Raw genomic sequence first — 22,996 nt, 5'->3', positions numbered from 1 at the left:
ACACAGTAGGATACTCCTGAAGGCGAGTATCTTACTTTAGTTTTTAATTCAATGAATATCATATATTATCACAGGAATCATCCATGTCCACGACACGCGATTATTACGAGATCTTAGGTTTATCAAAGGATGCCACAGAGTCCGAGATAAAGAAAGCTTACAGAAAGCTTGCAATGAAATATCACCCGGACAAGAACAAGGAAGAGGACGCTGAAGAGAAGTTCAAGGAGATCTCCGAGGCCTATGCTGTACTTTCCGACGCTGAGAAGAGGGAACAGTATGACAGGTTCGGCCATGCAGGTATCGATGGTCGCTACAGTCAGGAGGATATCTTCAGAGGTGCTGACTTCGGTGATCTCGGGGATATACTGGGAAGTATATTCGGCGGTGGCTTTGGAGGTTTCGGAGGTTTCGGTGGCGGACAGAGGAGACAGGGTCCGACGAGGGGTTCCGATCTTCGCTATGATCTGGGTATAACTCTTGAGCAGGCAGCAGAGGGTGTAGAGACAACTCTCAATGTCCCGAGGGCCGAGAACTGTGAGTCATGTGACGGTACCGGTGCAAAGGCAGGTACAAGTCCGAAGACATGTCCCACATGCCATGGTTCAGGTCAGGTCACACAGGCACGCAACACTCCATTCGGAAGATTCATGTCAACAACCACCTGTAGTGCCTGTCACGGACGTGGTCAGACAATAGATAACCCATGTCCTGCATGTAAGGGTACCGGCAAGATGAAGAAGGTCCGTAAGATCTCTGTCAAGGTGCCAAAGGGTGCTGACAACGGTCTTCGTCTCAAGGTAAGGGGCGAAGGTGAGGACGGAAGTCCGGGTGCACCATCCGGTGACCTCTATGTTGTCATACATGTGGAGCCTCATGATAAGTTCCAGCGCATGGGCGATGATATCGTCTATGAACAGCCTATCTCTTTCACCAAGGCTGCACTTGGCGGGGATGTAATGGTGCCGACGCTTCATGGAAAGGTCAAGATGCACATCAAACCCGGAACGCAGACACATTCCATACTGCGTCTGAAGGGTAAGGGTATGCCTCATCTCCATGGTCATGCGCATGGTGATCAGCTTGTGAAGATCATTGTGAAGACCCCAACAAAGCTCAGCGGTGAACAGAAGGATCTCCTCCAGAAACTTCAGGAGCTTGAGGATGGTCCTGATGTAAAGAGCACGAAAGGCGGCAAAGGTATCTTTGAAAAAGTAAAAGGTGCTTTTGAGGCATAATATCTTTTTTACTTTTTTTCTTTGCCAGTTCCCTATCGTCATTTTTTCAATTTTCTTTTTGTACCTTCATACAGCAAGATTTAAAAACAAGTACCTGCTATAAGGCGTGTTTGTTTTGAGGGTATGCTTTATAGGAATTTTATGAAGGAATATCATGAAAACTATTATTATTGGTGCTGGCGAGGTCGGTTACCATATTGCAAAGGCACTTTACCAGTCACATGATGTTGTGGTTATAGACTCTGATGAAAAGGCATGTCAGCGAGTGGATGAGCTGGATGTTCAGGTCATACAGGGTAACGGTGCGAATGTCTCTATTCTAAGTAATTTTCTTGATCATGCAGACCTGCTTGTGGCAGTCACAGGTTCCGATGAGGTGAACATAGTTGCATGTATGGCATCCAAGCTCATCGTCAAGGATAAAGAGAAGCTTAAAACGGTTGCAAGGGTAAGTAATCCGGATTATATCGACAGGCCTGTGGCAAAACGTACCCAGATAGGCATAGATACTATGATCTGCCCCGAACTGTCCCTTGCATCGGAAGTTGCAGAGATCCTTGCCATACCATCTGCCATAGAGGCAGAATATTTCGCAGACGGCAAGGTGGAGATGATGGAATTCGTAGTCTCCGAGGATAATGCCCTTGTGGGTAAGGATATGAAGGAACTGCATCTTGCCAACTGCTGTATCGTAAGTGCTCTTTTCAGAGATTCAGATGTCATAATTCCCCGTGGCGAGGATACGATCGAGGAGAACGACCATCTCGTTGTTATCGGAAAACCTGCTGCCATGAAAGAGGTTCGTGACAAGTTCGGCGATAAGTCCGGAAAACGCAGCAAGGTAATGATCATAGGCGGTGGTATCGTTGGTTTCTATCTTGCAAATCTCATAGAGCACAGTGAATTCGACCTCAAGATAATAGAATCCGATGCACAGCGCTCTGCTGAGATCGCAGAGGAACTGCCTGATGTACTTGTCCTGAACGGGGATGGCACGGACATAAACCTGCTCAAGGACGAGGATGTGTCCGAGATGGATGTTGTCATCGCAGTTACTAACAGTGATGAGAAGAACCTGCTCTGTTCCCTGCTTGCCAAACAGCTGGGTGTTAAGAAGGTCATAGCAAGGTCTGACCGTTCTGATTATGTCTCTCTTTTCGAAATGGTTGGTGTTGACAGTGCAGTAAGTCCAAGACAGGCCACTGTTAACGAAGTACTGAAATTGAGCATGGGTCATGGAATTGAATCCATAACCACTATCGAGGGTGAGAAGGCAGAGATCATAGAGTATACGGCTTCAAAAGGTTCGAAGATCGTAGGTAAGCCTTTAAAAAATGTTAACTTCCCTGATGATGCCATTGTCAGTATTGTGGTGCACAATGGCAATACTGTAGTCCCTCGTGGTGAATATGTGATCGAGGAAGGCGACAGGGTGGTTGTTTTTGCCCTGCAGTCCGCAAACGCAGAAGTGGAAAAACTTTTCAAGTAAGCTGATCGGGTGCTGCAGTGAATCAAAAGGTAATCTTAAACGTAATGGGCAATCTCCTTTCTCTCCTTGCATTATTGATGATCATCCCCTTACTCGTAGCCCTGTATTATGGTGATTCTCCGTATCCTTTTGCTTTTTCCGTTGTCATAACGGGAATAACAGGTCTGTTCCTCTCTAATAGGTACAGATCAGAGGGGGACTGGAAAAAGAGGGAAGGTTTTGCTATTGTTGCTTTCAGCTGGTTCCTTGCTGCTGTATTTGGAGCACTTCCTTATTTGTTTGATGGCTTCACTCCTGTAAATGCATTGTTCGAATCAATGTCCGGCTTTACCACTACCGGAGCGACCATCATGCTGGATATAGAAAACCATTCTCGCAGCATTCTTTTCTGGCGTAGCATGACCCAGTGGATAGGTGGCATGGGTATCATCATGCTTTTCATTGCCATCCTGCCTAAACTTGGTGTTGCCGGACGCCAGCTGTTCCGTGCCGAAGCACCGGGCCCAACCGAGGACAAGATTAAACCCAGGATAAGGGAGACTGCAAAGGTACTGTGGTTGGTATATGTAGTAATATCTGCTATAGAGGTAGTTGCCCTGATGCTTGCCGGTATGGATGCATACGATGCAGTGACCCATACATTCACAACCATGGCATGTGGAGGATTTTCACCTTATGCTAACAGTGTTGCAGAATTCGGAAGTCCTCTTATTGAAGGTATTATCACACTTTTCATGTTCATTGCAGGTGCGAACTTTGCCCTTCATTACAAAACATTGTACTCCGACCGTAAGAGTCTCATTAACGATAACGAGTTCCGTTTCTATACATTGATAGTCCTGGTAGCTACCCTGATACTGACATTCTCTCTCTGGAATGATGTTGGTGAGAACATTTTTACAGCCTTCAGGTATGCTATCTTCCAGGTAGTCTCAATTGTGACCACAACCGGATATGCAACGGTTGATTTCAATCTCTGGACTGATTCTGCAAGGATAGTTCTGCTGGCGGTCATGTTCATAGGGGGAAGTGCAGGTTCAACGGCAGGCGGTATAAAGGTCATGAGGTTCCTTCTTCTGCTCAAATACAGTCAGCGTGCTCTTTTCAAGTCCATACATCCAAGGGCTGTAAAACCCATTAAGTTCAACAACAAGACCGTTCCTGATGACGTGATGCAGGCAATAGTTTCTTTTGTGGTCATCTACCTGATGATATTTGCCATTTCAGCATCACTTCTTGCCCTCATGGGTATGGATATGCTGACATCGATCACGGCATCCATTGCAACACTTGGTAATATAGGTCCGGGATTCAGTCTTGTAGGGCCGATGGCTAGTTTCGATATGATACCATTTGTCGGGAAGCTACTGCTTATAGCTAATATGTGGATAGGAAGGCTTGAGGTTTTCACAGTAATAGTACTGCTGACGCCTGAGTTCTGGAAACGATGATATTGTTTCATCATTTATTGTTTCATTGATTCCGATTCTAACTTTTTTTGAACTTTCAGCACAGCAGAAAGCATCAACATTTTTTTATGCATCATATTTTTACTTTTGTCGAAAAACAGCGAATATGATTGATATTTTTTTAATTAATACTAAAAATTTATATTAAATCAGTTAAATTATAGTTGGTATGGATGTGTCGCATCAAAAAATTGCTTCAATTAAGCAATCACTCATATTAAGCGCAAGAAACATTCAAGATGGAGATTATGCAAAAGCTCTTGTTGTTCTGGAAGAATCAACAAAGAACTCATTGAATAAAACTCCATCAGAATCGCTTCTTTTGTCTCTTATTCAGTCGTTTTCAGACCTTGCAGTTATTTTTGAGGATGAAGGGTCATATGAAAAAATAAAAGCATGCTATATGAATGAAATTCGAATCTACGAACATCTTCTGTCACGAAATTTTGATATTATTGAGAATACAAAATGTGTTGCAGGAATTTTCAATCGATTGGCTACACTATATGCAAACAATCATTCAATTGAAGATGCAAAGGAAATCTACAAAAAAGAAATGCTGCTTTACAACAAACTTGCCCATCATCATCCGCATGACTCTCAGTATGAAAAGAATATTGCTTTTGCTCTTTCCTCATTGGGGTATCTCTTGAGAGATAGTGATGAAGGTGCGGCTCAAGAGTACCTCGAAATGGCTCTGGATACATATGAAAGAATTAGTGATAATCTTTTCCAGGATGAAAAGTTCAACCTGGAACATGGAAAAACAGTAAGGTACATTACTGGAATTTATGAAAACCAAGGGAAATTCAGGAAGATTCTTAGATTACATAAAAAAATAATCGATTCTATAGAGGATGTTTATGGGTCTGCTCAATATAGGGATGCTTTTCTGCTCACCATTGTTACGAAAAAGGAAATAAACTGGGCGAAAATAAAACTGCTGGGGTATGTCTATGCTTCTCTGGGAATAACATTTGACAAGCTGGGAAAGGAAAAAAGGTCTATGGAATATAATTTAAATGCAGCATGGACTTATCATCTCATTGTACGTCATGGTATGGATTGGTTCCCATATGAAGTACGAAAAGAAATGGAAGGCATTGGGGCTTACTATCTTTCACAGAACAAATTTAGGGCAGCAGTACCTTATTATGAACGCCTTCGGGAATACTCTGAAATTATTGTTGATTATGCAGAATTTCATGTACCAAGTGCCCTGGAGATTAGTACTTATCGTCAAATTCTGCATGCTCTTGGAATCATATACTACAACACTGACAAACAAGAGGATTCAATCGCAGTCTACAAAAAACTCCTTCATTTGTGTCGTAAATATCTCAAGTCCTCTCCTGATGATCTTATACTGCAATATGAAATGGCAAACATATATATCCGGCTTGCGAACTCGCTGAGTGCAAATGATCAGCTAACAAAGGCAAAATATGCTTTTGACAGATCAAAAAGTATCCGCAAGGAGATTATAACAAAAGATCCTGATTTTCCTTTTGAATCCTCATGGGAGGAGACATATCATGAAGGATATGCACTCCTTAATTTGAAAATGGGAAAAAACAAAGCAGCAAAGAAGCACATCGAAGAGCTTGGCAGGGACTTTGAAAGCTTTAAGGGTCAATTTTTGGAATAATTAAATAAAATGATAAAGTTACCAACTGGTCACTTCAAGGACATTTTCTTGCGATACCTAGTATGTAACCGACATGCTCTCGCGTATCTTTATTATTGAACAGGATCCTTTTTCCTTTATCCAGTCTTGAAAAACGAGCTCTGATCCTCTTGCTTAATATCATATATTTCAACATTCTCACGATTAAGGTCGTCGTATTCAGGATCCCTCCCATGGACCTGAAGGTATCAAGCATGTCCCTGAATCCTTCAAACGGTCTGTGCTTGTGGATCTCTATGTCTTTGAATCCTGCTCTTTCGAAATAATATCTCCATTCCTCGGGTGTATGCATATTGAAGTGCAGCCCGGTAACTTCTGTAAAGAGAGCTTCAGCTTCATCTATCTTTGTTTTAAGATGAGGTTCAATGTCATCGTCCCTGTACATCTCATTGATCCCTGCATAAGCTCCGGGCCCAAGGACCCGCATAAATTCTCCGAATGCTCTTTCCTTATCAAGGAACTGGGAAACGAACTCTGTAATTACGACATCAAAGGAATCTTCTTTGAAAGGCAGGTTATAAGCATCACCCGTAATGAATTCAGTCCTGTCTTCAACCCTTTCATCAATGCTCCGCACTCTTGCATTCTTTATCGGCATCTCTGCAATATCGATACCGATGACGTAACAGCCTGTTATCTTTGCAAGGAAACAGGCGCTGAAACCGCTTCCACAACCTACCATCAGTACTTTGCTTGTTCTGTCTATGTGGCATAGCTTTGCCATCTCTTCGGTTGAACGCGGTCCCCCAATGTGGAAATATTGAACTCCCAGATAACTCATGAAGTCATAATAGTTCATTTCCTCAATTTCGGAGATTGTCATCTTCCTTTTTCCCATGATGTCCTCCACAGAATATACTGGTAGTATTGTCTATGTGGGGTATGTAAAAAAGATTATGCAGAAGATGCAAAAAAAGATAGGATGAAAATAGGGGTAAGTGACCGGTCGGTCACTTCTCATGTTCAAAATCAAGTTCGTATTTGACAACGTTCTTGAAAAGGACTCTCAGGTCCCACAGGAGTTTCTTGTTAGCCTTGAAAAGTGCGTAAAGAAGATCCAACAGGCTCATGCTTGAGAAATTGACCCCTTCCAGTGAATGCGCAAGGGAGTTGATATCTTTGTCACTGAAATCTGTGAATATGTCCTTTACTATCAGACTGTTGTCTATCTCACGTCCAATGAAATCACGCCACCTTTTTTCATACTCCTGAAGTCCACTGGCCGATACATCGCCTCTGGATATGGCGTCATATGCAACTTCACCTGCGATCTTCCCGGCTTCCATTGCATTGATGATGCCTCCTCCTGTGATCGGGTCGGACTGTCTGGCTGCATCTCCTACAAGCATCAGTCCATCGACTGTTGTCTTTTCGATGGAACCACTTACAGGGACTCCTCCTACATCCATTTCGAGTATCTTTGCTTCAGGGTAGTTCTTCTCGACGAACTCGTTCAGGTAATCGATCGCATGTTTCTCACCGGACTTGCTGCCAAGTATTCCAATACCTACATTAGCAAGGCCTTTGCCCTTTGGGAACAACCATATGTATCCTGCCGGAGCTATCTCATTACCTATGTAAAAATAACAATAGTCCTGATCGATGCCTGTACCACTCATAAGGTACTGTGCACAGGTTTCTATGTCTGCGGGCTTTAGTGAGGTATCTATCCCTGCCCATCTTCCGATTTTCGACTCGACACCATCAGCACCAATGACCACCTTTGCACGAATGTCGTGTGTCTCGCCAAGGTGCATTACCCTGACCCCTTTGACAAAACCATTCTCTATTATGAGGTCTGTGGCCCTTGTCTTGACCATAACTTCAGCACCTGCATTTGCACTTTCATATGCAAGTGCCCTGTCGAATATCTTACGCTCAAGTACATATCCGACCTCTCCGCCAGCGATCTCCTCTGACATCTCTATCATGGTGCCGTCAGGTGCGAATATGCGTGATCCTTTCACATCTGCACAGATCCATCGATGGTCTGGTTCTATGTGCTTCCTGAGCCATATCTTGCTGACGCCTTCTGCACACCTTACAGGATCCCCTATCTCCTGCCTTTTCTCGATAAGGAGTACGTCCAGACCTTTCTGAGCTGCTGTCTTTGCGGCAATGGATCCACCGGGTCCTGCACCGATCACAACAACATCATACTCGCTCTTCACTTTTTCACCTCAATAGCGCCAACCGGGCATATCTTTGAACAAATGCCACATGTGGTACATTTCTCACTGACCTCGATCCAGGTTTCGACCAATTCAAGTGCTCCCGTCGGGCATACACTTACACATGCGCCGCAATATCCGCATTTGAACTTGTTTACATTAATGGTCACCATTATCACCTATAGATTTGTATAATTTGTCTCTAATTGTTTAAAAGGAAATATATCTTTCTGATGCATGAATTAGAATAACATGAATATCGAACTCATTATGGTACAGGGACTATATGTTGTTTATGCATTAGAAGAGCTGATCTTAGCTCTTGTCTTGCCGGTTTCCATATCGAACCTGTCCAGGACATATTCTTTTGATCTGCCATGCCCGTGAAGCATTATCTCTACAAGGTCGTGAGGCTCGTCTATGTCGGTGCTCAGCAGGAAAGAATCGTAGATGTATACCGAACAGCCCCTGTCCTTTGCTATATTGCAATGATTAAGGAAACTGGAGCCGTAATATTTCACGTGGTAATTGGAAGGGTCCTTTATGAATATGACATTCGTACCTCCGCCCTTTCCCGGAACAATGACAACATCCTCTGGTCTTGAACATATATCCTTCACATGTTCTGCTCTTACAAGCGGAAGGTCTGCCATGATTATGAATATCGGTTCTTTCTCATGGCTCAGGTATTCATTGATGGCCTCGTTCAGGTCATGCTCGTTCAGCACCACATTCACATTGATGTCCTTTGGTACGCCGTTATCAGGTGTTGTGAGTATGTCTATCTCTTTTACTCCTGCTTCCTGAAGGCTGCTGACAACATCCCTTAACATAAGCTCCACGAAACTCTCCCTTTCTTCAAGGGTAAGTGCAGGCGAAAGCCTTGATTTGGCATTTTTCTTCTTGTATGGTATCAATGCTTTCATCGGCTTCCTCAGGCAACCTTGAGTTTCATCTGTTCCTGATCACTGTTGATTATCGGCTTATAGATGGTGTTCCTTTGAAGTGGCTTCCTTCCTGAGGACTTGATGAACCATTCAAGTTCTTCTGCGGACATGAACTGGCCAGTTGTAGAACCTGCGGAAGCTGATATCTTCTCTTCCATGAGGGTTCCGCCAAGATCATTGACGCCGCAGTAAAGTGCCACCTGCGCAAGTTTCTTGCCGAGCTTGACCCAGCTTGCCTGAATGTTCTCGATATGAGTGTTAAGTATGATGCGTGCGAGCGCATATAATTGGAGGTCCTGTATTCCCGGGGTCGCATATCTGCCCTGCTTTATCATTTCACTGCCGATCCTATTGTTATACGGCATGAACGTCAGTGGAACGAATTCCGTGAAACCACCGGTCTTCTTCTGTATATCCCTGATGAGCATTATATGGTCAATACGTTCCTCAACAGTCTCAATGTGGCCGTACATTATAGTTGCAGTTGTATTGATCCCTGTCTGGTGTGCCTTTGTGACAACATCCACCCATTCATCGGTCTTGAGCTTGCTGGAACAAATGATCTCCCTTACCCTGTCGGAAAGTATCTCTGCTGCAGTTCCTGGCATAGTGTCCAGTCCTGCTTCCTTAAGCATTATAAGTGCCTCATCGACAGTAATACCTGTCTGTTTAGCAGCATGGTACACTTCCATAGGGGAGAATGCATGTGTGTGAATATGTGGGAATTCTGCCTTGACAGCTTTGATTATGTCTGTATAGAAATTAATATCGACATCAGGAAGAAGTCCACCCTGAATACAGACCTCAGTTGCTCCCTGGCTCACTGCATCCCTTACTTTTTCAAGTATCTCCTGAATGGTCAGGATATAGCCGGTATTATCGCAGAACGCACAGAACCCACAGTTCCCGATACAGCGGTTGGTAAAATTGATGTTGCGGTTGACCACATAGGTTACAGTATCTCCTATGGTCTCCTGACGCAACCTGTCCGCAAGTTCAAACAGCTTGAACGGCGGCACTTCCAATAGAAAAAGCGCGTCTTCCTTTGTGGTCATGCCCTTATTGGCTCGTTCAATGATCTCTTCCGGAATAATAGGGTTCATAGTTCTCACTGATACCTTTCTTTTGTATTTAAAAGATGTGCCCCGTTGGGGGATCAAACTTTCCGATATCCATCATTATCTGCAAGACTCTCTATGAGGTCTTTCAGTTCATCGCTGTACCAACCCTTCTTTATGTATTGAGGATAGATTGGAAGTCTTTCCCTGAGGGTGAACTCACGCACCATTCCTTTCAACTCAGACACACTTGGCCATTCGGTCTCAGGGTTGATCCAGTCCTTTGTAGTGGGTGATATCCCTCCAAGGTCACTGGCACCACACTGTATCAGGATGTAAGGGTCGATAAGATTTGGTGCAACCTGAATGGCAACATCGTCAGGAAGTATCTCCCTTGCGATCAGTATCGTCTGCATCATCTCTTCTTCAGTTGGTGCAGGTACATCAGCCATTGGAGTGTCCGGTTTTGGAGTGAAGTTCTGTATTATCACTTCCTGTATGTGGCCGTACTCCTCATGTATCTCCGCTATCGAGAGCAGGGAATTTATCCTGTCGTCAAGTGTTTCTCCAATGCCGATGAGCAGACCGGTTGTAAAAGGAATGTTCAGATCCCCTGCATAGCGTATCGTCTTGATCCTCTGTGAAGGTTCCTTTCCGGGTGATCCCTGATGCGCCTTGACATCTGCAGTGGTCTCGAGCATCAGTCCCATACTGGCATTCAATGGCTTGAGCTTTTCCATCTCTGTGTAGTTCATGACACCTGCATTGGTATGTGGTAACAGGCCCATGTCTATGGCGAGCCTGCAAAGCTCACAGATGTAATCGATTGTACTGGAATAACCAAGTTCATTGAGCCATTCCCTGTATTCGGGTACTTCTTCTGCATATTCCCCAAAAGTAAAAAGAACTTCTGTACATCCTGCTTTTTTCCCCTGCTCAAGTATGGGGGTGATCTCTTCTATCTTCATGAGCTTTGCCTCTGTATCCTGAGGCTCGCGACGGAACGTACAGTAGTCGCATTTGTTGCGGCAGATGTTCGTTACCGGTATGAAAACATTTCTACAGAATGTGACAAATTCATTCATAGTTATTTCCTTGATTGGATGATCAGTTACATAAGTTTATTCACTTATGTCTTTTATAGCTTGGTTCATGCCAGAATATCCTGCATGGAGTTCTTTACTCCAAGTGCAATACCTTCCACTTCTATGCCACCCTTTCCTTTCGCTCCATCTCCTACTACATATAGGTTTGGGATCGGTGTCCTGTTCTTAAGATCCGCTCCTGATGGTGACCTGTTAACAGGCCAGTCGTTGGAATATGATTGTATCAGAAGTACTTCGTATTCCTTTCCTGCAAATATGTCCCTGAGATCCTCAAGTCCGAGCTCTATCTCTCTGTCAAGGTCATCTATGTCATCCCAGTGTACACATTGATGGGCCATTGTGAGGTGTTTTCCTTTTGGTGCAAGGCTCGGGTCGACATTCGTGACCTCATTTATCCCGTTCACTCTCTTTGCATAAGGCGTGAGCAGTACTCCTCCGTGTCCTATAAGTGGCTTGTCAGATGAGAGGCATATCTTTATCCCGGCAGATGGTTTCAGTTCAGAAGCCTTCTTTCCATAGTTGTCAAGTCCATTGATGCCTTCCACTTCACCCATGAGCTTTGCTGTAGCAGGGTGACCGATATCACTGAGGACAAGATCTGCATTGTGTACTTCTCCATTAACAACGACGCCTGTGACCTTTCCATCTTCGACCCTGAGTTCACTGACCTCTGAAGAGGTGTGGATCTTTCCTCCATCTGCTCTGATGATGTCTGCAAGTGCATCTGTGATCGCCTTGCATCCTCCCATTGGAACGCCGGGTCCGCCAAAATGATAGAGTTTCTCAATGATCGCAAAGCCTTCTTCCACCGGTACATCCGCGCCTTTGAGGCTCAGTGCCCATCCAAAGAATGCATCCGATATGCGGTATGTCCAGTCCTGGTCAATGTGTTCTCTGCACCACTGCTCGAAGGACTTTCCTGATGGTGGGTTCTTCCGGGTACTTATTACGTAATATATCAGCTTGATGCGGTTCCACAATGAGAAAGGAACTTTAAAGTCCTCGAAAAGAAGGTCCTTATGTCCGTATTTATAATCGGTATCTCCTCTTTTCCTTGGGATCCTTATGACTGCAGTTGGTTTCTTGCGGACGATCTCCACATTGACCCCAACATCACTAAGAAGCTGTGCCAGTGGTCCGGTAGGTCCATGTGGAAGCATGTGTAATGCCCCTGTACTGAGCTGAAAACCATCATAGTCGAAATTCGTGAACCTTCCTCCTATTATGGGGAGACGCTCAAAGACCTCGACATCATAGCCTTCCTTTGATAACTTTGCTGCACTGAGCAAACCTCCCAGCCCGGACCCGATAATTATTGCTTTCATCCTATGCCTCTATTGCTTTGACCGGACAGTACGCGACACATGATCCGCAATCCACACATGCGGAGGTGATCGTTGCTTTACCTTTTACTTCGATTGCACCAACATTACAAAAAGCAGTGCATTGACCGCATCCTACACAGTTCTCGTTCACTTTCATAGTATATTCACCGGATTTCGTTGTATAAGGTTTTCAACAATAAAAAGTCTTATTGTCCTCTTTTTGTGTTGATATTCTATCATGGATGATCTTTAAGTTCCATTACTCTGGTAGTGTGATCATATTGGTCATTTCCTGTTCCAAACAGAAATATTTATTATTATCGAGGTGTAATTATATTTCATGGATGAAATTGACCTTGCTATATTGGATCACCTTTGCAAAAACTCAAGGATGCATAGTACTGAGATCGCAACCGATCTGGAGCTGGCTACATCAACGGTGCATAAGAGAATTGAGAAAATGCGTGAAACAGGTGTGATCAAGGAATTCACGGTCAAGGTGGACACGGCAGAAGTGGGGCTGAATGTCACGACCTTCATTGGTGTCAATATCGAACAGAGTAAGAGGATCAATATACTGAACCGCCTTAAGGGCATAGATGATGTGCTTGAGATATATGAGCTTCTTGAACCCTATGATATGCTTTTGAAGGTAAGGACATTCGATATACATTCATTGAAGGAAAATGTTCTTCAGGTCATTGGTAATATGGATGGTATAAAGGATTCTCAGAGCATCCTGACAACTAAATGTCATAAAGAGAGAAGTTGTGTGATCCTTCAAAAATAACTCTTATGAGCACAGATACACATTATGTCATGATTATTCATGAACGATTCGCGGAACATTTTTATAGTTGCAGGTACGTTTAATTTTTAGGTGACCTTATGAAGAAAGAAGTTATCCAGGTCGTCTCCAGGGAAAATGGGGAATTGACATCAAAGCAAGTAAAGGCTGCACCATATGAATTTACCATGGCTACACGGGCTAAATGGGAGATGGTCATATCGGACGAAGATGCAGAGATACGGGCTGGCGAGTTTAAAAGGGTCAATGTAAAAGAGATCCAGCTTGATCCGGACATGGTTGCACTTCCATGTACGTTCTCCCATCATGCGGTCGTCTCACTCATCAAGGTCGGTGCAAAGGGAGGCGCCAAACCTGTAGATAGTGAACGTACCATAAATTCGGCTTATGTGATAGGCCAGGAAAGTGGTCGCATAAGAGAGGGTGATCTGCTTGCGGTACTCAACATCTTCCCAATAATGTTCACCCGTGAAGCAATGACGCCGCGTTCTATCAGATAAATGGAGGTATTTCATGGAAACCTGTGCTATATGTGGGGAACTTCAGGATTTCAAACACTTTAACGAATATAATATCTGTACGACCTGTGCCGATATCATGGAGGATGTCATGGGCGAGTACTTCCTTCGTACTATATGGAAAAGTGAACCTAAGGCCCATGGAGCATACCTGAATTATCTTAATAACACTACGAAGTACATATCAGATTACAAGAAACTGTCACAGAAGTCCGACAAGCACATAAAGGACATAAGTGCCCGGGTTTCAGGTGTTCTTGAGAATGGCAGCGACCATCCTTCCAGGAAAAGGTATTTTGAACACATGCAGAAGGTTCTGGACTGGCTGGGATCAACCCCGCAGTTCTATCACTATTATTTCAAGGATTATTATGTATGTCCCAACTGCGGTGCATCTATCTTTGATAAATACGCCCGTATGGATATGGGTGACTGGATGGTCATCTCATGCTCGGAGTGTGAGACGGTCATCAAGAAGTATTTCTCTCCAAAACTGGTCTGAGTTCATCCTCTTTTTTTGAGCATCTATAATTTCCTTTTTTCTTTCTTATTAGGATTTTGGTCCACTTCAATGTCTCTTACTATCGTAATTGAGACAATTTAAATATGATGAATTATTATCAATTATTAGAACTCTATCTATTGAAAAATATGTCGGCAGATATGGTTTATCGAAGCGTGGACATAGCACTGTTTGTGTCTTTCATACACGAAGGTGTTTTATACAAATAGTCTATCTACCTTTATAACTTTCAGGAGAATAGTTTATGTCAGGAATAATCGATATTAGTAACATAGCCAATAGTTACATACCGGTTGCAATAATTCTCATTGTGGCACTAGTGATGCCTCCTATGACAATGCTTATCATTAAATTGTTAAGTCCAAGGAGTAAAGCATCAGCAAAGTACACGACATATGAGGCTGGTTCCTTACCGATAGGAACTGCCAGAATACAGTTCAATGTCGAGTATTACCTCTATGCCATTGCTTTTGTTCTCTTTGATATTGAAGTCCTTTTCCTTTATCCATGGGCTACGATCTTCAAAGGACATAATATTGATTTTATAGCAACCGTTGAAATGTTAGTCTTTATTTTTGTTGTATTGTTTGGCTACGTTTATCTGATCAAGAAGGAGGCTCTTAAATGGATGAAATAGAGCAGACGAATGTCGAACAAAATGATGTTTTAGACGTTGGGTATACCGACGTTCCGGGAACGATGCTTACCGACTCAAATGCGATCTGCGAATTCATTAAGAAAACAAAGGTCCAGGATGTTCTCAACTGGGGTCGTAAGAACTCTTTATGGTTTATGGTCAATGCAATGGGTTGTTGTGGTGTAGAGCTGCTTGCTACAGGTATGGCTCACTACGATACTGACCGTTTTGGTATTATCCCACGTAACTCCCCAAGACACGCCGACGTACTGATCATCAGTGGTTACGTTACAAAGAAGTACCTTCCAGCTTTGAAGAGGGTCTGGGATCAGATGCCAGCACCAAAGTGGGTAATATGCTTCGGTGACTGTGCTATCAGTGGTGGCCCATTCTATGAATCATACAGCACCCATCAGAACGTTGATGATATCTTCCCTGTAGACGTTTTTGTACCCGGATGTCCACCAAGATGTGAAGCTCTAATTCAGGGATTTGTTGAGCTTCAGAAAAAGATCGAAGCAAAGAAGGACAAAGGTACTGATTATTGAGGTGAATTGATGGACGCTAATTCTATAATTTCTTCACTTACAGGTAAGTTCCCTGAAGACATCTATGATGCAGACATCGAGTCTGACATAAGGACCGTTGCCAAAGTGAAGCCGGAAAATGTAGTGGAAGTTTGCCGCTACCTCAAGGAAGACCTGTCTTTCGGACACCTCTGCTGTGAATTCGGAGCAGACTATCCTGACAGGAATGAGATCGAAGTAATATACGTAATAGGTTCCTACGAACACCCGGTCATCCTTACCATGAAGGCTCTCCTTCCAAGGGATAACCCGGTGATCCAGTCCGTAGTGCCTGTTTACTGGAATGCTAACTGGTACGAAAGAGAAACGTACGAACTGTTTGGTGTGAAGTATCTTGACCACCCTGACCTTAGACCTCTTGTACTTCCGGAGGATATGCTCGGTGAGTGGCCACTGCGTAAGGATTACGGAGGCTTCCCAAACAAGACTGCCAGGAATTTGGTGTGAGGGTTAAATATGGATGAAATAGTTGGACCTTCTGAAATGATAGTACACCTTGGCCCGCAACACCCCATGATGCCAGGACCATTCAGGCTGAATGCAAAATTGAGGGGTGAGACCGTTGTGGACTCCGAGGTCGAGATGGGTTGGATCCACAAAGGGATCGAGAAGATCCTTGAGAGCAAGACCTATCTCCAGGGTATCACCATTGTTGACAGGATATGTTATCTTGCAGCAATGACAAACGAAGAAGCTTACGTTGGTTGTGTTGAGAAGCTTGCAGGCATTGAAGTGCCTGAAAGAGCACAGTACATCCGCGTTATAATGGAAGAACTTTCAAGGTTACAGAGTCACATCCTTGGAATGGGTGAATATGCATCCTTCATTGGTTTTGTGAGTATGTTCATGTACACCATCAGGGACAGGGAAGATGTGATGTCACTTATCGACTCCGTAACAGGAGCACGTGTCACACATAGTTTCCTGCGTTATGGTGGTGTAAAGGATGATCTTCCTGAAGGATTCAAGGATGACGTTGCATACGTTTTCGGAAACCTTAGAAAGGCAATTGACAATTATGAGGAGCTGTACAGTACCGATCAGATCTACAAGGCAAGAACAAAAGGTATCGGAGTACTTACAGCAGATGTTGCAAAGGACCTTGGTGTTTCCGGTCCTCCGCTCAGGGCAACAGGTGTTGCTTTTGATATCCGTAAGGATGAACCTTACCTTGTGTACAAGGACCTTGATTTCAAGGTATGTACCCAGACAGATGGTGATGTCTACGCGAGGATCCAGGTCCGTCTCGATGAGATGCGTGAAAGCATGTACATAATCGAGCAGTGTCTTGACCAGATCCCTTCAGGACCACTCTTCCCGGAGAACACTCCGTATGGTAAGAGATCCCCTGTAATGAGAGTTCCAGCCGGAGAGGTCTTCCACCGTGTAGAGGACCCAAGAGGAGAGATGGGATTCTATATGGTATCCGATGGATCGGACAAACCATACCGTGTAAAGATAAGAGGACCTGTGTACCCAACCCTGCAGACACTGCCACCACTGCTTAAAGGTGTGCCTGTTGCAGATATTGTGGCAATTGCCGGCAGTATGGACACATGTACCAGTGAGGTTGACAGGTGATCATGATGTCAATGGATATAGAATCAATAATCTATAACCCTCTTTTAAGAGGTATCCTGGGATTATGTATCATGGGTGCAGTTTTCGGTGGCGCCTGTGTAGCTGTCTGGTTCGAGCGTAAACTCTCTGCAGATGTCCAGCAGAGATACGGTCCTATGAGGGTAGGTCCCCACGGATTACTTCAGCTTGTTGCCGATGCTATCAAGCTGTTCACGAAAGAAGATATCATACCAAAGAACGCTGACAGGTTATTATTCGTTTCAGCACCGATCCTCCTTATGGGATCTGTTTTCCTGATGCTTGTCGCAATGCCTTTTGGCGCTATCATCATAGATGGTCAGAGTTATGTGATCGCAGCAACCGAGATGGATATAAGTATCCTTTATATTGAAGCGATGTCCGCTATCTCAATTATCGGTATTTTCATGGTTGCATACAGTGCGAACAACAAGTTCTCTGTTCTCGGAGCTTTCAGGAACTTTGCACGTATGATCGGATACGAAGTCCCTCTTGGTATCTGTATCGTGAGTGTTGCTATCATGGCAGGTTCACTGAACATAGTAGAGATCGCCGAGGCTCAGAGCCCTCTCTGGTTCATAATAATGCAGCCTCTTGGAGCTTTTGTGTTCTTCATCGCTCTTATGGCTGATATGGGTCGTCTTCCTTTTGACCAGAACGAGTCCGAGGAAGAGCTTATTGCAGGTTGGATGACCGAGTACACAAGTATGAGATTCGGTTACTGTTTCTTTGCAGAATATATTCACCTGATCCTTGGTTCAATGCTTGTTGTGCTATTGTTCCTTGGTGGATGGAATCTGCCTGCATTCCTGACTGATATCACGATCCTTGGTATTATCCTTCCAACAGCATTCTTCCTGTTGAAGGTAGCACTGGTGATCCTCTTTATCATCATGATCAGATGGGCTGTTCCAAGGTACAGGATCGATCAGGTAGTAGACCTGAGCTGGAAAAAACTTCTGCCATTGTCCCTCCTTAACCTCGGATGGGTTATCGGACTTGGTCTGCTGGGGGTATACTAAATGGTTATTAAAAATATCATAACAGCAGTAAAGAACATTTATTTCGGCCCGCCTGTTACAAGAATGTGTCCGGAAGTACCAACGAAACTTTCAGACAGGTTCAGGGGCTTGCAAAAGTTAGATAAAACGAAATGTATCGGTTGTGGAATATGTGCCAACACGTGTCCAAATAATGCTATTAAGATAGTCAGAGCACGTATCAATCCACAAAGTGACAAGCAGAGATGGTTCCCTGCAATTGATATTGGTCACTGTCTGTTCTGTGGCCTTTGTATCGACCAGTGTCCAAAGGACGCACTCGAGAGCACAAAGGTATACCTGACAGGTGTTATCCGCTGGAACCATGAGGATCTTCTCTTCACGCCGGACATGCTGGCAAGGGAAGTTGATATCAATGCTGAAGAAGAGGCTGGTGAAGAGGTGAGCAGATGGACCCCACAATAGGTAATATAATTGAATTGATCATCTTTGTGATCCTTGCTCTTGTATCGATAGTGTTCGCAATATTTGTCGTGACAGCTAAGGATGTAGTAAGGGCCGCGATCGGGCTTGTAGTGACAATGTTCGTTGTTGCAGCTTTCTACATAATGCTGAATGCGCAGTTCCTTGGTGTTGCCCAGGTACTGGTATACATCGGTGCAGTAGGAGTATTGATCCTGTTCGCTGTAATGCTTACAAAGAAGGAGTTTGGTACAGATGCTGAATAAAGAGATATCATTCACAGCAATGGACATTATCACATCTGTGTATGACTACCTTAGACCACGTATCCTTGGAATGGTAATAGCTGCTCTGTTCCTGTCAGTTATGATAGTGGCAATCGCCTTTACAAACTGGCCATCACTCGATCAGCTCCCTCAGAATATCGGGGATCAGAGTAACATCGAGGGTATCGGAGTGCTTATCTTTACAGATTTCGTGGTTCCGTTCGAAATAATGTCTATCGTACTGTTGTCCTCATTGATGGGTGCCATCTACATGGCAAAAGGAGATGATAACAAATGATACCAATTGCACTTTATCTTGCTGTTGCAGCAATAATATTCTCAATAGGTCTCTACGGACTTATGACACAGCGCAGTGGTATTCGTATTCTCATGTGCGTGGAACTCATGCTCAATGCCGCCAACCTCAACCTTGTGGCGTTCTCAAGCTACAACGGTGACCTTACAGGACAGGTTTTCGCACTGTTCTCTATCGCACTGGCAGCATGTGAGGCAGCTATCGGATTTGCTATACTGATGGCCCTTTACAGAATGAAGGATACGATCAGTCTTGACCACATTAACGTACTGAGGTGGTAAAAATGGCAGTAGAAAACTATGCATTCTTAATACCGGTCCTGCCTGCACTGGCCTTTGTACTGACATTCTTCCTCGGGAAGAAATTACCAAATGGCGGTTCAATAATTCCAATAACAGCTATTGCAATATCATTTGTGATATCACTGTTAATTACATTGAAACTGCTTGCAAACCCTGAAGAGGTAGTGAGCCAGTCATATAGCTGGTTTGCCATGCTCAACATAGGTATCCTTGTTGACCCACTGGCAGCAGTCATGCTTACAATGGTAACATTCGCAAGTCTGCTTATCCACATCTACTCTACAGGTTACATGTCACACGACAAGGCACCTTCCAGGTACTTTGCCGAGACAGCACTGTTCACAGCTTCAATGCTTGGTCTGATACTTTCTGACAACATCCTCCAGCTCTTCATTTGCTGGGAACTTGTGGGTGTCTGTTCATACCTGCTTATTGGATTCTGGTTCGAGAAACCATCCGCTGCAACAGCAGCTAAGAAGGCTTTCCTCACCACCAGGATCGGTGACGTAATGTTCCTTGCAGGTATAATCGTCCTGTTCTCAGACCTTTTCAAGATATTCAACGGTACCATCCCTGATGGTGTCTATATACTCAGGTTCGACGAGATATTTGCCCACATTCCGGAACTCGCAGCAATGAATGCGAACATCCTCGGAATAGAGGTCAGCCACATCACCCTGATAACACTCCTGTTCTTCGGTGGTGCTGTTGGTAAGTCAGGTCAGTTCCCACTCCATGTGTGGCTTCCTGATGCAATGGAAGGTCCAACCACAGTTTCAGCTCTCATACACGCAGCAACAATGGTTACAGCCGGTGTCTACCTGGTTGCAAGGACATTCCCAATGTTCATCGCAGCTCCTGATTCACTCATGGTTGTAGCATACGTAGGTGGATTCACTGCATTGTTCGCAGGAACAATGGGTATCGTGATGAACGACCTTAAGCGTGTACTCGCATACTCCACAGTAAGTCAGCTCGGTTACATGATGCTCGGACTTGGTGTTGGAGCAGCTATCGGTGCTGAGGCAGTCGGTATATCCATCTTCCACCTGGTCAACCACGCATTCTTCAAGGCTCTTCTCTTCCTGTGTGCAGGTAGCGTTATCCACGCTGTAGGTACACACGACATGAGACAGCTTGGAGGTGTCGCAAAGGTAATGCCGATAACCGCAGCAACAATGATCATCGCATCACTGGCGCTCACTGGTATGGGTATTCCAGGTACGGTAATAGGTACAAGTGGTTTCTTCAGTAAGGATGCGATCATCGAGAGCGCATACCTCTTCGGAGACACAACAGGTACATGGTTGCCATACATATTCTCCATCCTTGCAGCTCTGCTCACTTCACTGTACATTTTCAGATTGATCTTCATGACATTCTTCGGAAAACCACGTACAGATTACGGAGGCCATGAGTCACCTGCATCTATGACGATCCCACTTTCAATATTTGCACTGCTGTCACTGTTCTTCGGAGCCCTGACATCAAAGACATTCAACACATTTGTCAGTGAGACATTTGTGAACGATTTCGTACACATGGACATCCATGAGCTTGCAACACTCGGTGGTTATCACCTTGCAGAACATGGCGGTCACCACGAACCACTGATCATCCTCTGGATGCCACTTATAGTAGCACTTGCAGGTCTGGTCATTGCTTACCTTGTATACGGACTCAGGATCGTCAACATGGACAGTCTTGTTTCAAGAAACAACCCAATTTACAAACTCCTGTACAACAGGTACTACCAGAACTCCCTGTTCACCAACTTCTTCTCCGTCAAGTTCATCTACGAAGGATTGGCCTTCGCAGGACGTGCCACTGACAGAGGATTTGACTGGATGACCAAGTGGTTCAGTGACCTGGCACTGGAGGCCGGTGAATCACTGCGCCAGTTCCAGACAGGAGCAGTACAGAATTACGCCACAGCAGTAATAACCGGAGTAAGTCTCCTGGTGATTCTTGTTAAAGTGGTAATGGAGGTAATCTGATGATGCCGATACTTTCAATGATCGTGCTGATACCTCTGATATTCGCAGCACTTACATTATTTACAAAAACAAAGGAACAGGCAAGAGTAATTGCTCTTACCGGTACTGTTATCGTACTGTTGCTCACAGTATACATGTACTTTAACTTCGACAGCACTATAGCAGATAACCAATTCGAGGAACTTATCCCGTGGGTACCATCCCTTGGAATTACCTACCACCTCGGTGTTGACGGAATTGCAATGCCATTGATACTTCTCAATGCTATCGTTCTTCCACTTCTCGTTCTCTTCACATGGAACGACGAGAGAAAATCACCGAACAAGTTCTACGCATTCATACTCGCAACAGAGGGTGCAGTAATTGGTGTATTCACCGCACTGGACTTCTTCCTGTTCTACGTATTCTGGGAACTTACTCTCATACCGCTCTTCTTCATGGTGAGCATATGGGGAGGACCCAACAAACACAACGCAGCAATTAAGTTCTTTATCTACACTCACGTAGCTTCACTTGTGATGCTTCTGGGTATATTCGGACTTTACTTCGAAGCATGGAAACTGACAGGAACCCCTTCACTGGACATACCAACACTCATTGCCCAGTTCCAGTTCATTGAATCCGGAATTGCAAAGGATATGATCTTCCTTGCACTGCTCTTCGGTTTCATTGTCAAGATACCAAGTTTCCCATTCCACTCATGGCTTCCTGATGCATATACTGAGGCACCAACTGCCGGCAGTGTGCTCTTTGTCATGCTCAAGATCGGTGGATACGGACTCTTCAAGGTCATGCTTCCAATGCTGCCATTCACAGCATCACCAAACCTGATGATAACCATCATGGCAGCCCTTGGTTCAGTGAGTGTTCTCTACGGTGCATTCCTTGCACTCTCACAGAAGGACCTCAAGAGAATGGTTGCATACTCCAGTGTAAGCCACATGGGCTACGTAACACTCGGTGCAGCCGGTATGGTATCACTCTCCGTTTCAGGAGCAATGTTCCAGCAGTTCTCACACGGACTTATCATGAGCATTATGTTCATGTCATGCGGTATTATCAACAATGCAACAGGCACAAGGATCATCAACGACCTTGGCGGACTTGCACAGAAGATGCCAAAACTTGCAGTCATTATGGTAATGACCTTCATGGCATCACTCGGACTTCCAGGTCTCAGTGGTTTCATTGCAGAGGTATCAGTACTTGCAGGAAGCTTCGTGAACCTGCCATCATATGTGATGATCGCACTTCTGGCAATCGTGATAACCGCAGCATATCACCTGTGGGCTCTCCAGAGGGCAATGTTTGGTGTATATAATAAGAAACTCGGTACAGTGGCAGATATCAATACCTTCCAGACATTCTCCATGGGAGTCATTGCGATACTCATACTGTACTTCGGACTTAACCCAAGCCCGGTGCTTGAAATGATGTTGACGAACTCTGATCAGATAGTCAGCCTTATGGCTGTAATGGGGGTGTAAGGT

26 protein-coding genes are annotated in these 22,996 nt (G+C 44.4%); 18 read left to right on the top strand and 8 right to left on the bottom strand.

What is annotated here, in order from left to right:
• The first annotated feature begins 83 nt into the window (after nt 1-83).
• The 4 genes from dnaJ (at nt 84) to V7O63_RS12775 (ending at nt 5,844) form a co-directional block, all read left to right on the top strand.
• Complete coding sequence (gene dnaJ, locus V7O63_RS12790) at nt 84-1,238, top strand: molecular chaperone DnaJ (RefSeq protein ID WP_340818934.1); 1,155 nt, start codon at nt 84-86, stop codon at nt 1,236-1,238.
• A gap of 154 nt (nt 1,239-1,392) precedes the next feature.
• On the top strand, nt 1,393-2,727 hold the full coding sequence (gene trkA, locus V7O63_RS12785; RefSeq protein ID WP_340818933.1) for a Trk system potassium transporter TrkA: 1,335 nt from the start codon (nt 1,393-1,395) through the stop codon (nt 2,725-2,727).
• Nucleotides 2,728-2,744: 17 nt separating this feature from the next.
• Nucleotides 2,745-4,178: a TrkH family potassium uptake protein gene (locus V7O63_RS12780; protein ID WP_340818931.1), complete on the top strand. Its 1,434-nt coding sequence runs from the start codon at nt 2,745-2,747 to the stop codon at nt 4,176-4,178.
• Between the two features lie 187 nt (nt 4,179-4,365).
• Nucleotides 4,366-5,844: a hypothetical protein gene (locus V7O63_RS12775; RefSeq protein ID WP_340818930.1), complete on the top strand. Its 1,479-nt coding sequence runs from the start codon at nt 4,366-4,368 to the stop codon at nt 5,842-5,844.
• 34 nt (nt 5,845-5,878) lie between these two features.
• Here V7O63_RS12775 and V7O63_RS12770 read toward each other — a convergent pair whose 3' ends face one another.
• From V7O63_RS12770 to V7O63_RS12735, 8 genes are all read right to left on the bottom strand, one after another.
• Nucleotides 5,879-6,721: a class I SAM-dependent methyltransferase gene (locus V7O63_RS12770; protein ID WP_340818929.1), complete on the bottom strand. Its 843-nt coding sequence runs from the start codon at nt 6,719-6,721 to the stop codon at nt 5,879-5,881.
• Between the two features lie 112 nt (nt 6,722-6,833).
• Nucleotides 6,834-8,054 (bottom strand): NAD(P)/FAD-dependent oxidoreductase, encoded by a 1,221-nt coding sequence (locus V7O63_RS12765; RefSeq protein WP_340818928.1) that lies wholly within the window; start codon nt 8,052-8,054, stop codon nt 6,834-6,836.
• Complete coding sequence (locus V7O63_RS12760; protein WP_340818927.1) at nt 8,051-8,227, bottom strand: 4Fe-4S binding protein; 177 nt, start codon at nt 8,225-8,227, stop codon at nt 8,051-8,053. Before V7O63_RS12760 ends, V7O63_RS12765 begins: the two co-directional genes overlap by 4 nt.
• Nucleotides 8,228-8,347: 120 nt before the next feature.
• Nucleotides 8,348-8,980: a 2-phospho-L-lactate guanylyltransferase gene (gene cofC / locus V7O63_RS12755; RefSeq protein ID WP_340818926.1), complete on the bottom strand. Its 633-nt coding sequence runs from the start codon at nt 8,978-8,980 to the stop codon at nt 8,348-8,350.
• An 8-nt stretch (nt 8,981-8,988) separates the two neighbouring features.
• Nucleotides 8,989-10,104, bottom strand: coding sequence for a 5-amino-6-(D-ribitylamino)uracil--L-tyrosine 4-hydroxyphenyl transferase CofH (gene cofH / locus V7O63_RS12750; protein WP_340818925.1), 1,116 nt, complete (start codon nt 10,102-10,104; stop codon nt 8,989-8,991).
• A gap of 53 nt (nt 10,105-10,157) precedes the next feature.
• Nucleotides 10,158-11,144, bottom strand: a complete 987-nt coding sequence (gene cofG / locus V7O63_RS12745; protein WP_340818924.1) for a 7,8-didemethyl-8-hydroxy-5-deazariboflavin synthase subunit CofG — start codon at nt 11,142-11,144, stop codon at nt 10,158-10,160.
• A gap of 65 nt (nt 11,145-11,209) precedes the next feature.
• On the bottom strand, nt 11,210-12,490 hold the full coding sequence (locus V7O63_RS12740) for an NAD(P)/FAD-dependent oxidoreductase (protein ID WP_340818923.1): 1,281 nt from the start codon (nt 12,488-12,490) through the stop codon (nt 11,210-11,212).
• Between the two features lies 1 nt (nt 12,491).
• Nucleotides 12,492-12,647, bottom strand: a complete 156-nt coding sequence (locus V7O63_RS12735) for a 4Fe-4S binding protein (protein ID WP_340818922.1) — start codon at nt 12,645-12,647, stop codon at nt 12,492-12,494.
• A gap of 183 nt (nt 12,648-12,830) precedes the next feature.
• Here V7O63_RS12735 and V7O63_RS12730 point away from each other — a divergent pair, with 183 nt between their 5' ends.
• The 14 genes from V7O63_RS12730 to fpoM all read left to right on the top strand — a co-directional run bounded on the left by V7O63_RS12730 (nt 12,831) and on the right by fpoM (nt 22,993).
• The gene (locus V7O63_RS12730) at nt 12,831-13,280 is read left to right on the top strand and encodes an Lrp/AsnC family transcriptional regulator (RefSeq protein ID WP_340818921.1); all 450 of its coding nucleotides are present in this window, start codon (nt 12,831-12,833) and stop codon (nt 13,278-13,280) included.
• 98 nt (nt 13,281-13,378) lie between these two features.
• Nucleotides 13,379-13,798, top strand: coding sequence for a DUF22 domain-containing protein (locus V7O63_RS12725; RefSeq protein ID WP_340818920.1), 420 nt, complete (start codon nt 13,379-13,381; stop codon nt 13,796-13,798).
• 13 nt (nt 13,799-13,811) lie between these two features.
• Nucleotides 13,812-14,318 (top strand): hypothetical protein, encoded by a 507-nt coding sequence (locus V7O63_RS12720; RefSeq protein WP_340818919.1) that lies wholly within the window; start codon nt 13,812-13,814, stop codon nt 14,316-14,318.
• A gap of 265 nt (nt 14,319-14,583) precedes the next feature.
• The gene (gene fpoA, locus V7O63_RS12715; protein WP_340818918.1) at nt 14,584-14,976 is read left to right on the top strand and encodes a F420H2 dehydrogenase subunit FpoA; all 393 of its coding nucleotides are present in this window, start codon (nt 14,584-14,586) and stop codon (nt 14,974-14,976) included.
• Nucleotides 14,964-15,524, top strand: a complete 561-nt coding sequence (gene fpoB / locus V7O63_RS12710; RefSeq protein WP_340818917.1) for a F(420)H(2) dehydrogenase subunit B — start codon at nt 14,964-14,966, stop codon at nt 15,522-15,524. The genes fpoA and fpoB overlap by 13 nt, the downstream gene beginning before the upstream one ends.
• 9 nt (nt 15,525-15,533) lie before the next feature.
• Nucleotides 15,534-16,010 carry a F420H2 dehydrogenase subunit FpoC gene (gene fpoC / locus V7O63_RS12705; protein ID WP_340818916.1) on the top strand — a complete coding sequence of 159 codons (477 nt, stop codon included), beginning with the start codon at nt 15,534-15,536 and terminating at the stop codon, nt 16,008-16,010.
• A 9-nt stretch (nt 16,011-16,019) separates the two neighbouring features.
• A complete protein-coding gene (gene fpoD, locus V7O63_RS12700) occupies nt 16,020-17,144 on the top strand; it encodes a F420H2 dehydrogenase subunit FpoD (RefSeq protein WP_340818915.1) in 1,125 nt (374 codons plus the stop codon).
• Between the two features lie 11 nt (nt 17,145-17,155).
• Nucleotides 17,156-18,184: a F420H2 dehydrogenase subunit FpoH gene (gene fpoH / locus V7O63_RS12695; RefSeq protein WP_340820850.1), complete on the top strand. Its 1,029-nt coding sequence runs from the start codon at nt 17,156-17,158 to the stop codon at nt 18,182-18,184.
• The gene (gene fpoI / locus V7O63_RS12690) at nt 18,185-18,628 is read left to right on the top strand and encodes a F420H2 dehydrogenase subunit FpoI (RefSeq protein ID WP_340818914.1); all 444 of its coding nucleotides are present in this window, start codon (nt 18,185-18,187) and stop codon (nt 18,626-18,628) included.
• Nucleotides 18,613-18,891, top strand: a complete 279-nt coding sequence (locus tag V7O63_RS12685) for an NADH-quinone oxidoreductase subunit J (RefSeq protein ID WP_340818913.1) — start codon at nt 18,613-18,615, stop codon at nt 18,889-18,891. Before fpoI ends, V7O63_RS12685 begins: the two co-directional genes overlap by 16 nt.
• On the top strand, nt 18,881-19,189 hold the full coding sequence (fpoJ, locus tag V7O63_RS12680; protein WP_340818912.1) for a F420H2 dehydrogenase subunit FpoJ: 309 nt from the start codon (nt 18,881-18,883) through the stop codon (nt 19,187-19,189). Before V7O63_RS12685 ends, fpoJ begins: the two co-directional genes overlap by 11 nt.
• Nucleotides 19,186-19,488 carry a F420H2 dehydrogenase subunit FpoK gene (fpoK, locus tag V7O63_RS12675; RefSeq protein WP_340818911.1) on the top strand — a complete coding sequence of 101 codons (303 nt, stop codon included), beginning with the start codon at nt 19,186-19,188 and terminating at the stop codon, nt 19,486-19,488. Before fpoJ ends, fpoK begins: the two co-directional genes overlap by 4 nt.
• A gap of 2 nt (nt 19,489-19,490) precedes the next feature.
• Nucleotides 19,491-21,506, top strand: coding sequence for a F420H2 dehydrogenase subunit FpoL (gene fpoL, locus V7O63_RS12670; protein WP_340818910.1), 2,016 nt, complete (start codon nt 19,491-19,493; stop codon nt 21,504-21,506).
• Complete coding sequence (fpoM, locus tag V7O63_RS12665; protein ID WP_340818909.1) at nt 21,506-22,993, top strand: F(420)H(2) dehydrogenase subunit M; 1,488 nt, start codon at nt 21,506-21,508, stop codon at nt 22,991-22,993. Before fpoL ends, fpoM begins: the two co-directional genes overlap by 1 nt.
• The last annotated feature ends 3 nt before the right edge of the window (nt 22,994-22,996 follow it).

The organism is Methanolobus sp. WCC4, from assembly GCF_038022665.1.
Taxonomy (GTDB): Archaea; Halobacteriota; Methanosarcinia; order Methanosarcinales; family Methanosarcinaceae; genus Methanolobus.
Note: the sequence above shows the minus strand (reverse complement) of the source record. Positions and strands in the feature narration are given on the sequence as shown.

Excerpts from the sequence above, each read along its gene's own strand:
- dnaJ (WP_340818934.1), top strand. The coding sequence starts at position 84 with ATGTCCACGACACGCGATTATTACGAGATCTTAGGTTTATCAAAGGAT.
- trkA (WP_340818933.1), top strand. The coding sequence starts at position 1,393 with ATGAAAACTATTATTATTGGTGCTGGCGAGGTCGGTTACCATATTGCA.
- V7O63_RS12775 (WP_340818930.1), top strand. The coding sequence starts at position 4,366 with ATGGATGTGTCGCATCAAAAAATTGCTTCAATTAAGCAATCACTCATA.
- V7O63_RS12770 (WP_340818929.1), bottom strand. The coding sequence starts at position 6,721 with ATGGGAAAAAGGAAGATGACAATCTCCGAAATTGAGGAAATGAACTAT.
- V7O63_RS12760 (WP_340818927.1), bottom strand. The coding sequence starts at position 8,227 with ATGGTGACCATTAATGTAAACAAGTTCAAATGCGGATATTGCGGCGCA.
- cofC (WP_340818926.1), bottom strand. The coding sequence starts at position 8,980 with ATGAAAGCATTGATACCATACAAGAAGAAAAATGCCAAATCAAGGCTT.
- cofH (WP_340818925.1), bottom strand. The coding sequence starts at position 10,104 with ATGAACCCTATTATTCCGGAAGAGATCATTGAACGAGCCAATAAGGGC.
- cofG (WP_340818924.1), bottom strand. The coding sequence starts at position 11,144 with ATGAATGAATTTGTCACATTCTGTAGAAATGTTTTCATACCGGTAACG.
- V7O63_RS12740 (WP_340818923.1), bottom strand. The coding sequence starts at position 12,490 with ATGAAAGCAATAATTATCGGGTCCGGGCTGGGAGGTTTGCTCAGTGCA.
- V7O63_RS12735 (WP_340818922.1), bottom strand. The coding sequence starts at position 12,647 with ATGAAAGTGAACGAGAACTGTGTAGGATGCGGTCAATGCACTGCTTTT.
- V7O63_RS12730 (WP_340818921.1), top strand. The coding sequence starts at position 12,831 with ATGGATGAAATTGACCTTGCTATATTGGATCACCTTTGCAAAAACTCA.
- V7O63_RS12725 (WP_340818920.1), top strand. The coding sequence starts at position 13,379 with ATGAAGAAAGAAGTTATCCAGGTCGTCTCCAGGGAAAATGGGGAATTG.
- V7O63_RS12720 (WP_340818919.1), top strand. The coding sequence starts at position 13,812 with ATGGAAACCTGTGCTATATGTGGGGAACTTCAGGATTTCAAACACTTT.
- fpoA (WP_340818918.1), top strand. The coding sequence starts at position 14,584 with ATGTCAGGAATAATCGATATTAGTAACATAGCCAATAGTTACATACCG.
- fpoB (WP_340818917.1), top strand. The coding sequence starts at position 14,964 with ATGGATGAAATAGAGCAGACGAATGTCGAACAAAATGATGTTTTAGAC.
- fpoC (WP_340818916.1), top strand. The coding sequence starts at position 15,534 with ATGGACGCTAATTCTATAATTTCTTCACTTACAGGTAAGTTCCCTGAA.
- fpoD (WP_340818915.1), top strand. The coding sequence starts at position 16,020 with ATGGATGAAATAGTTGGACCTTCTGAAATGATAGTACACCTTGGCCCG.
- fpoH (WP_340820850.1), top strand. The coding sequence starts at position 17,156 with ATGGATATAGAATCAATAATCTATAACCCTCTTTTAAGAGGTATCCTG.
- fpoI (WP_340818914.1), top strand. The coding sequence starts at position 18,185 with ATGGTTATTAAAAATATCATAACAGCAGTAAAGAACATTTATTTCGGC.
- V7O63_RS12685 (WP_340818913.1), top strand. The coding sequence starts at position 18,613 with ATGGACCCCACAATAGGTAATATAATTGAATTGATCATCTTTGTGATC.
- fpoJ (WP_340818912.1), top strand. The coding sequence starts at position 18,881 with ATGCTGAATAAAGAGATATCATTCACAGCAATGGACATTATCACATCT.
- fpoK (WP_340818911.1), top strand. The coding sequence starts at position 19,186 with ATGATACCAATTGCACTTTATCTTGCTGTTGCAGCAATAATATTCTCA.
- fpoL (WP_340818910.1), top strand. The coding sequence starts at position 19,491 with ATGGCAGTAGAAAACTATGCATTCTTAATACCGGTCCTGCCTGCACTG.
- fpoM (WP_340818909.1), top strand. The coding sequence starts at position 21,506 with ATGATGCCGATACTTTCAATGATCGTGCTGATACCTCTGATATTCGCA.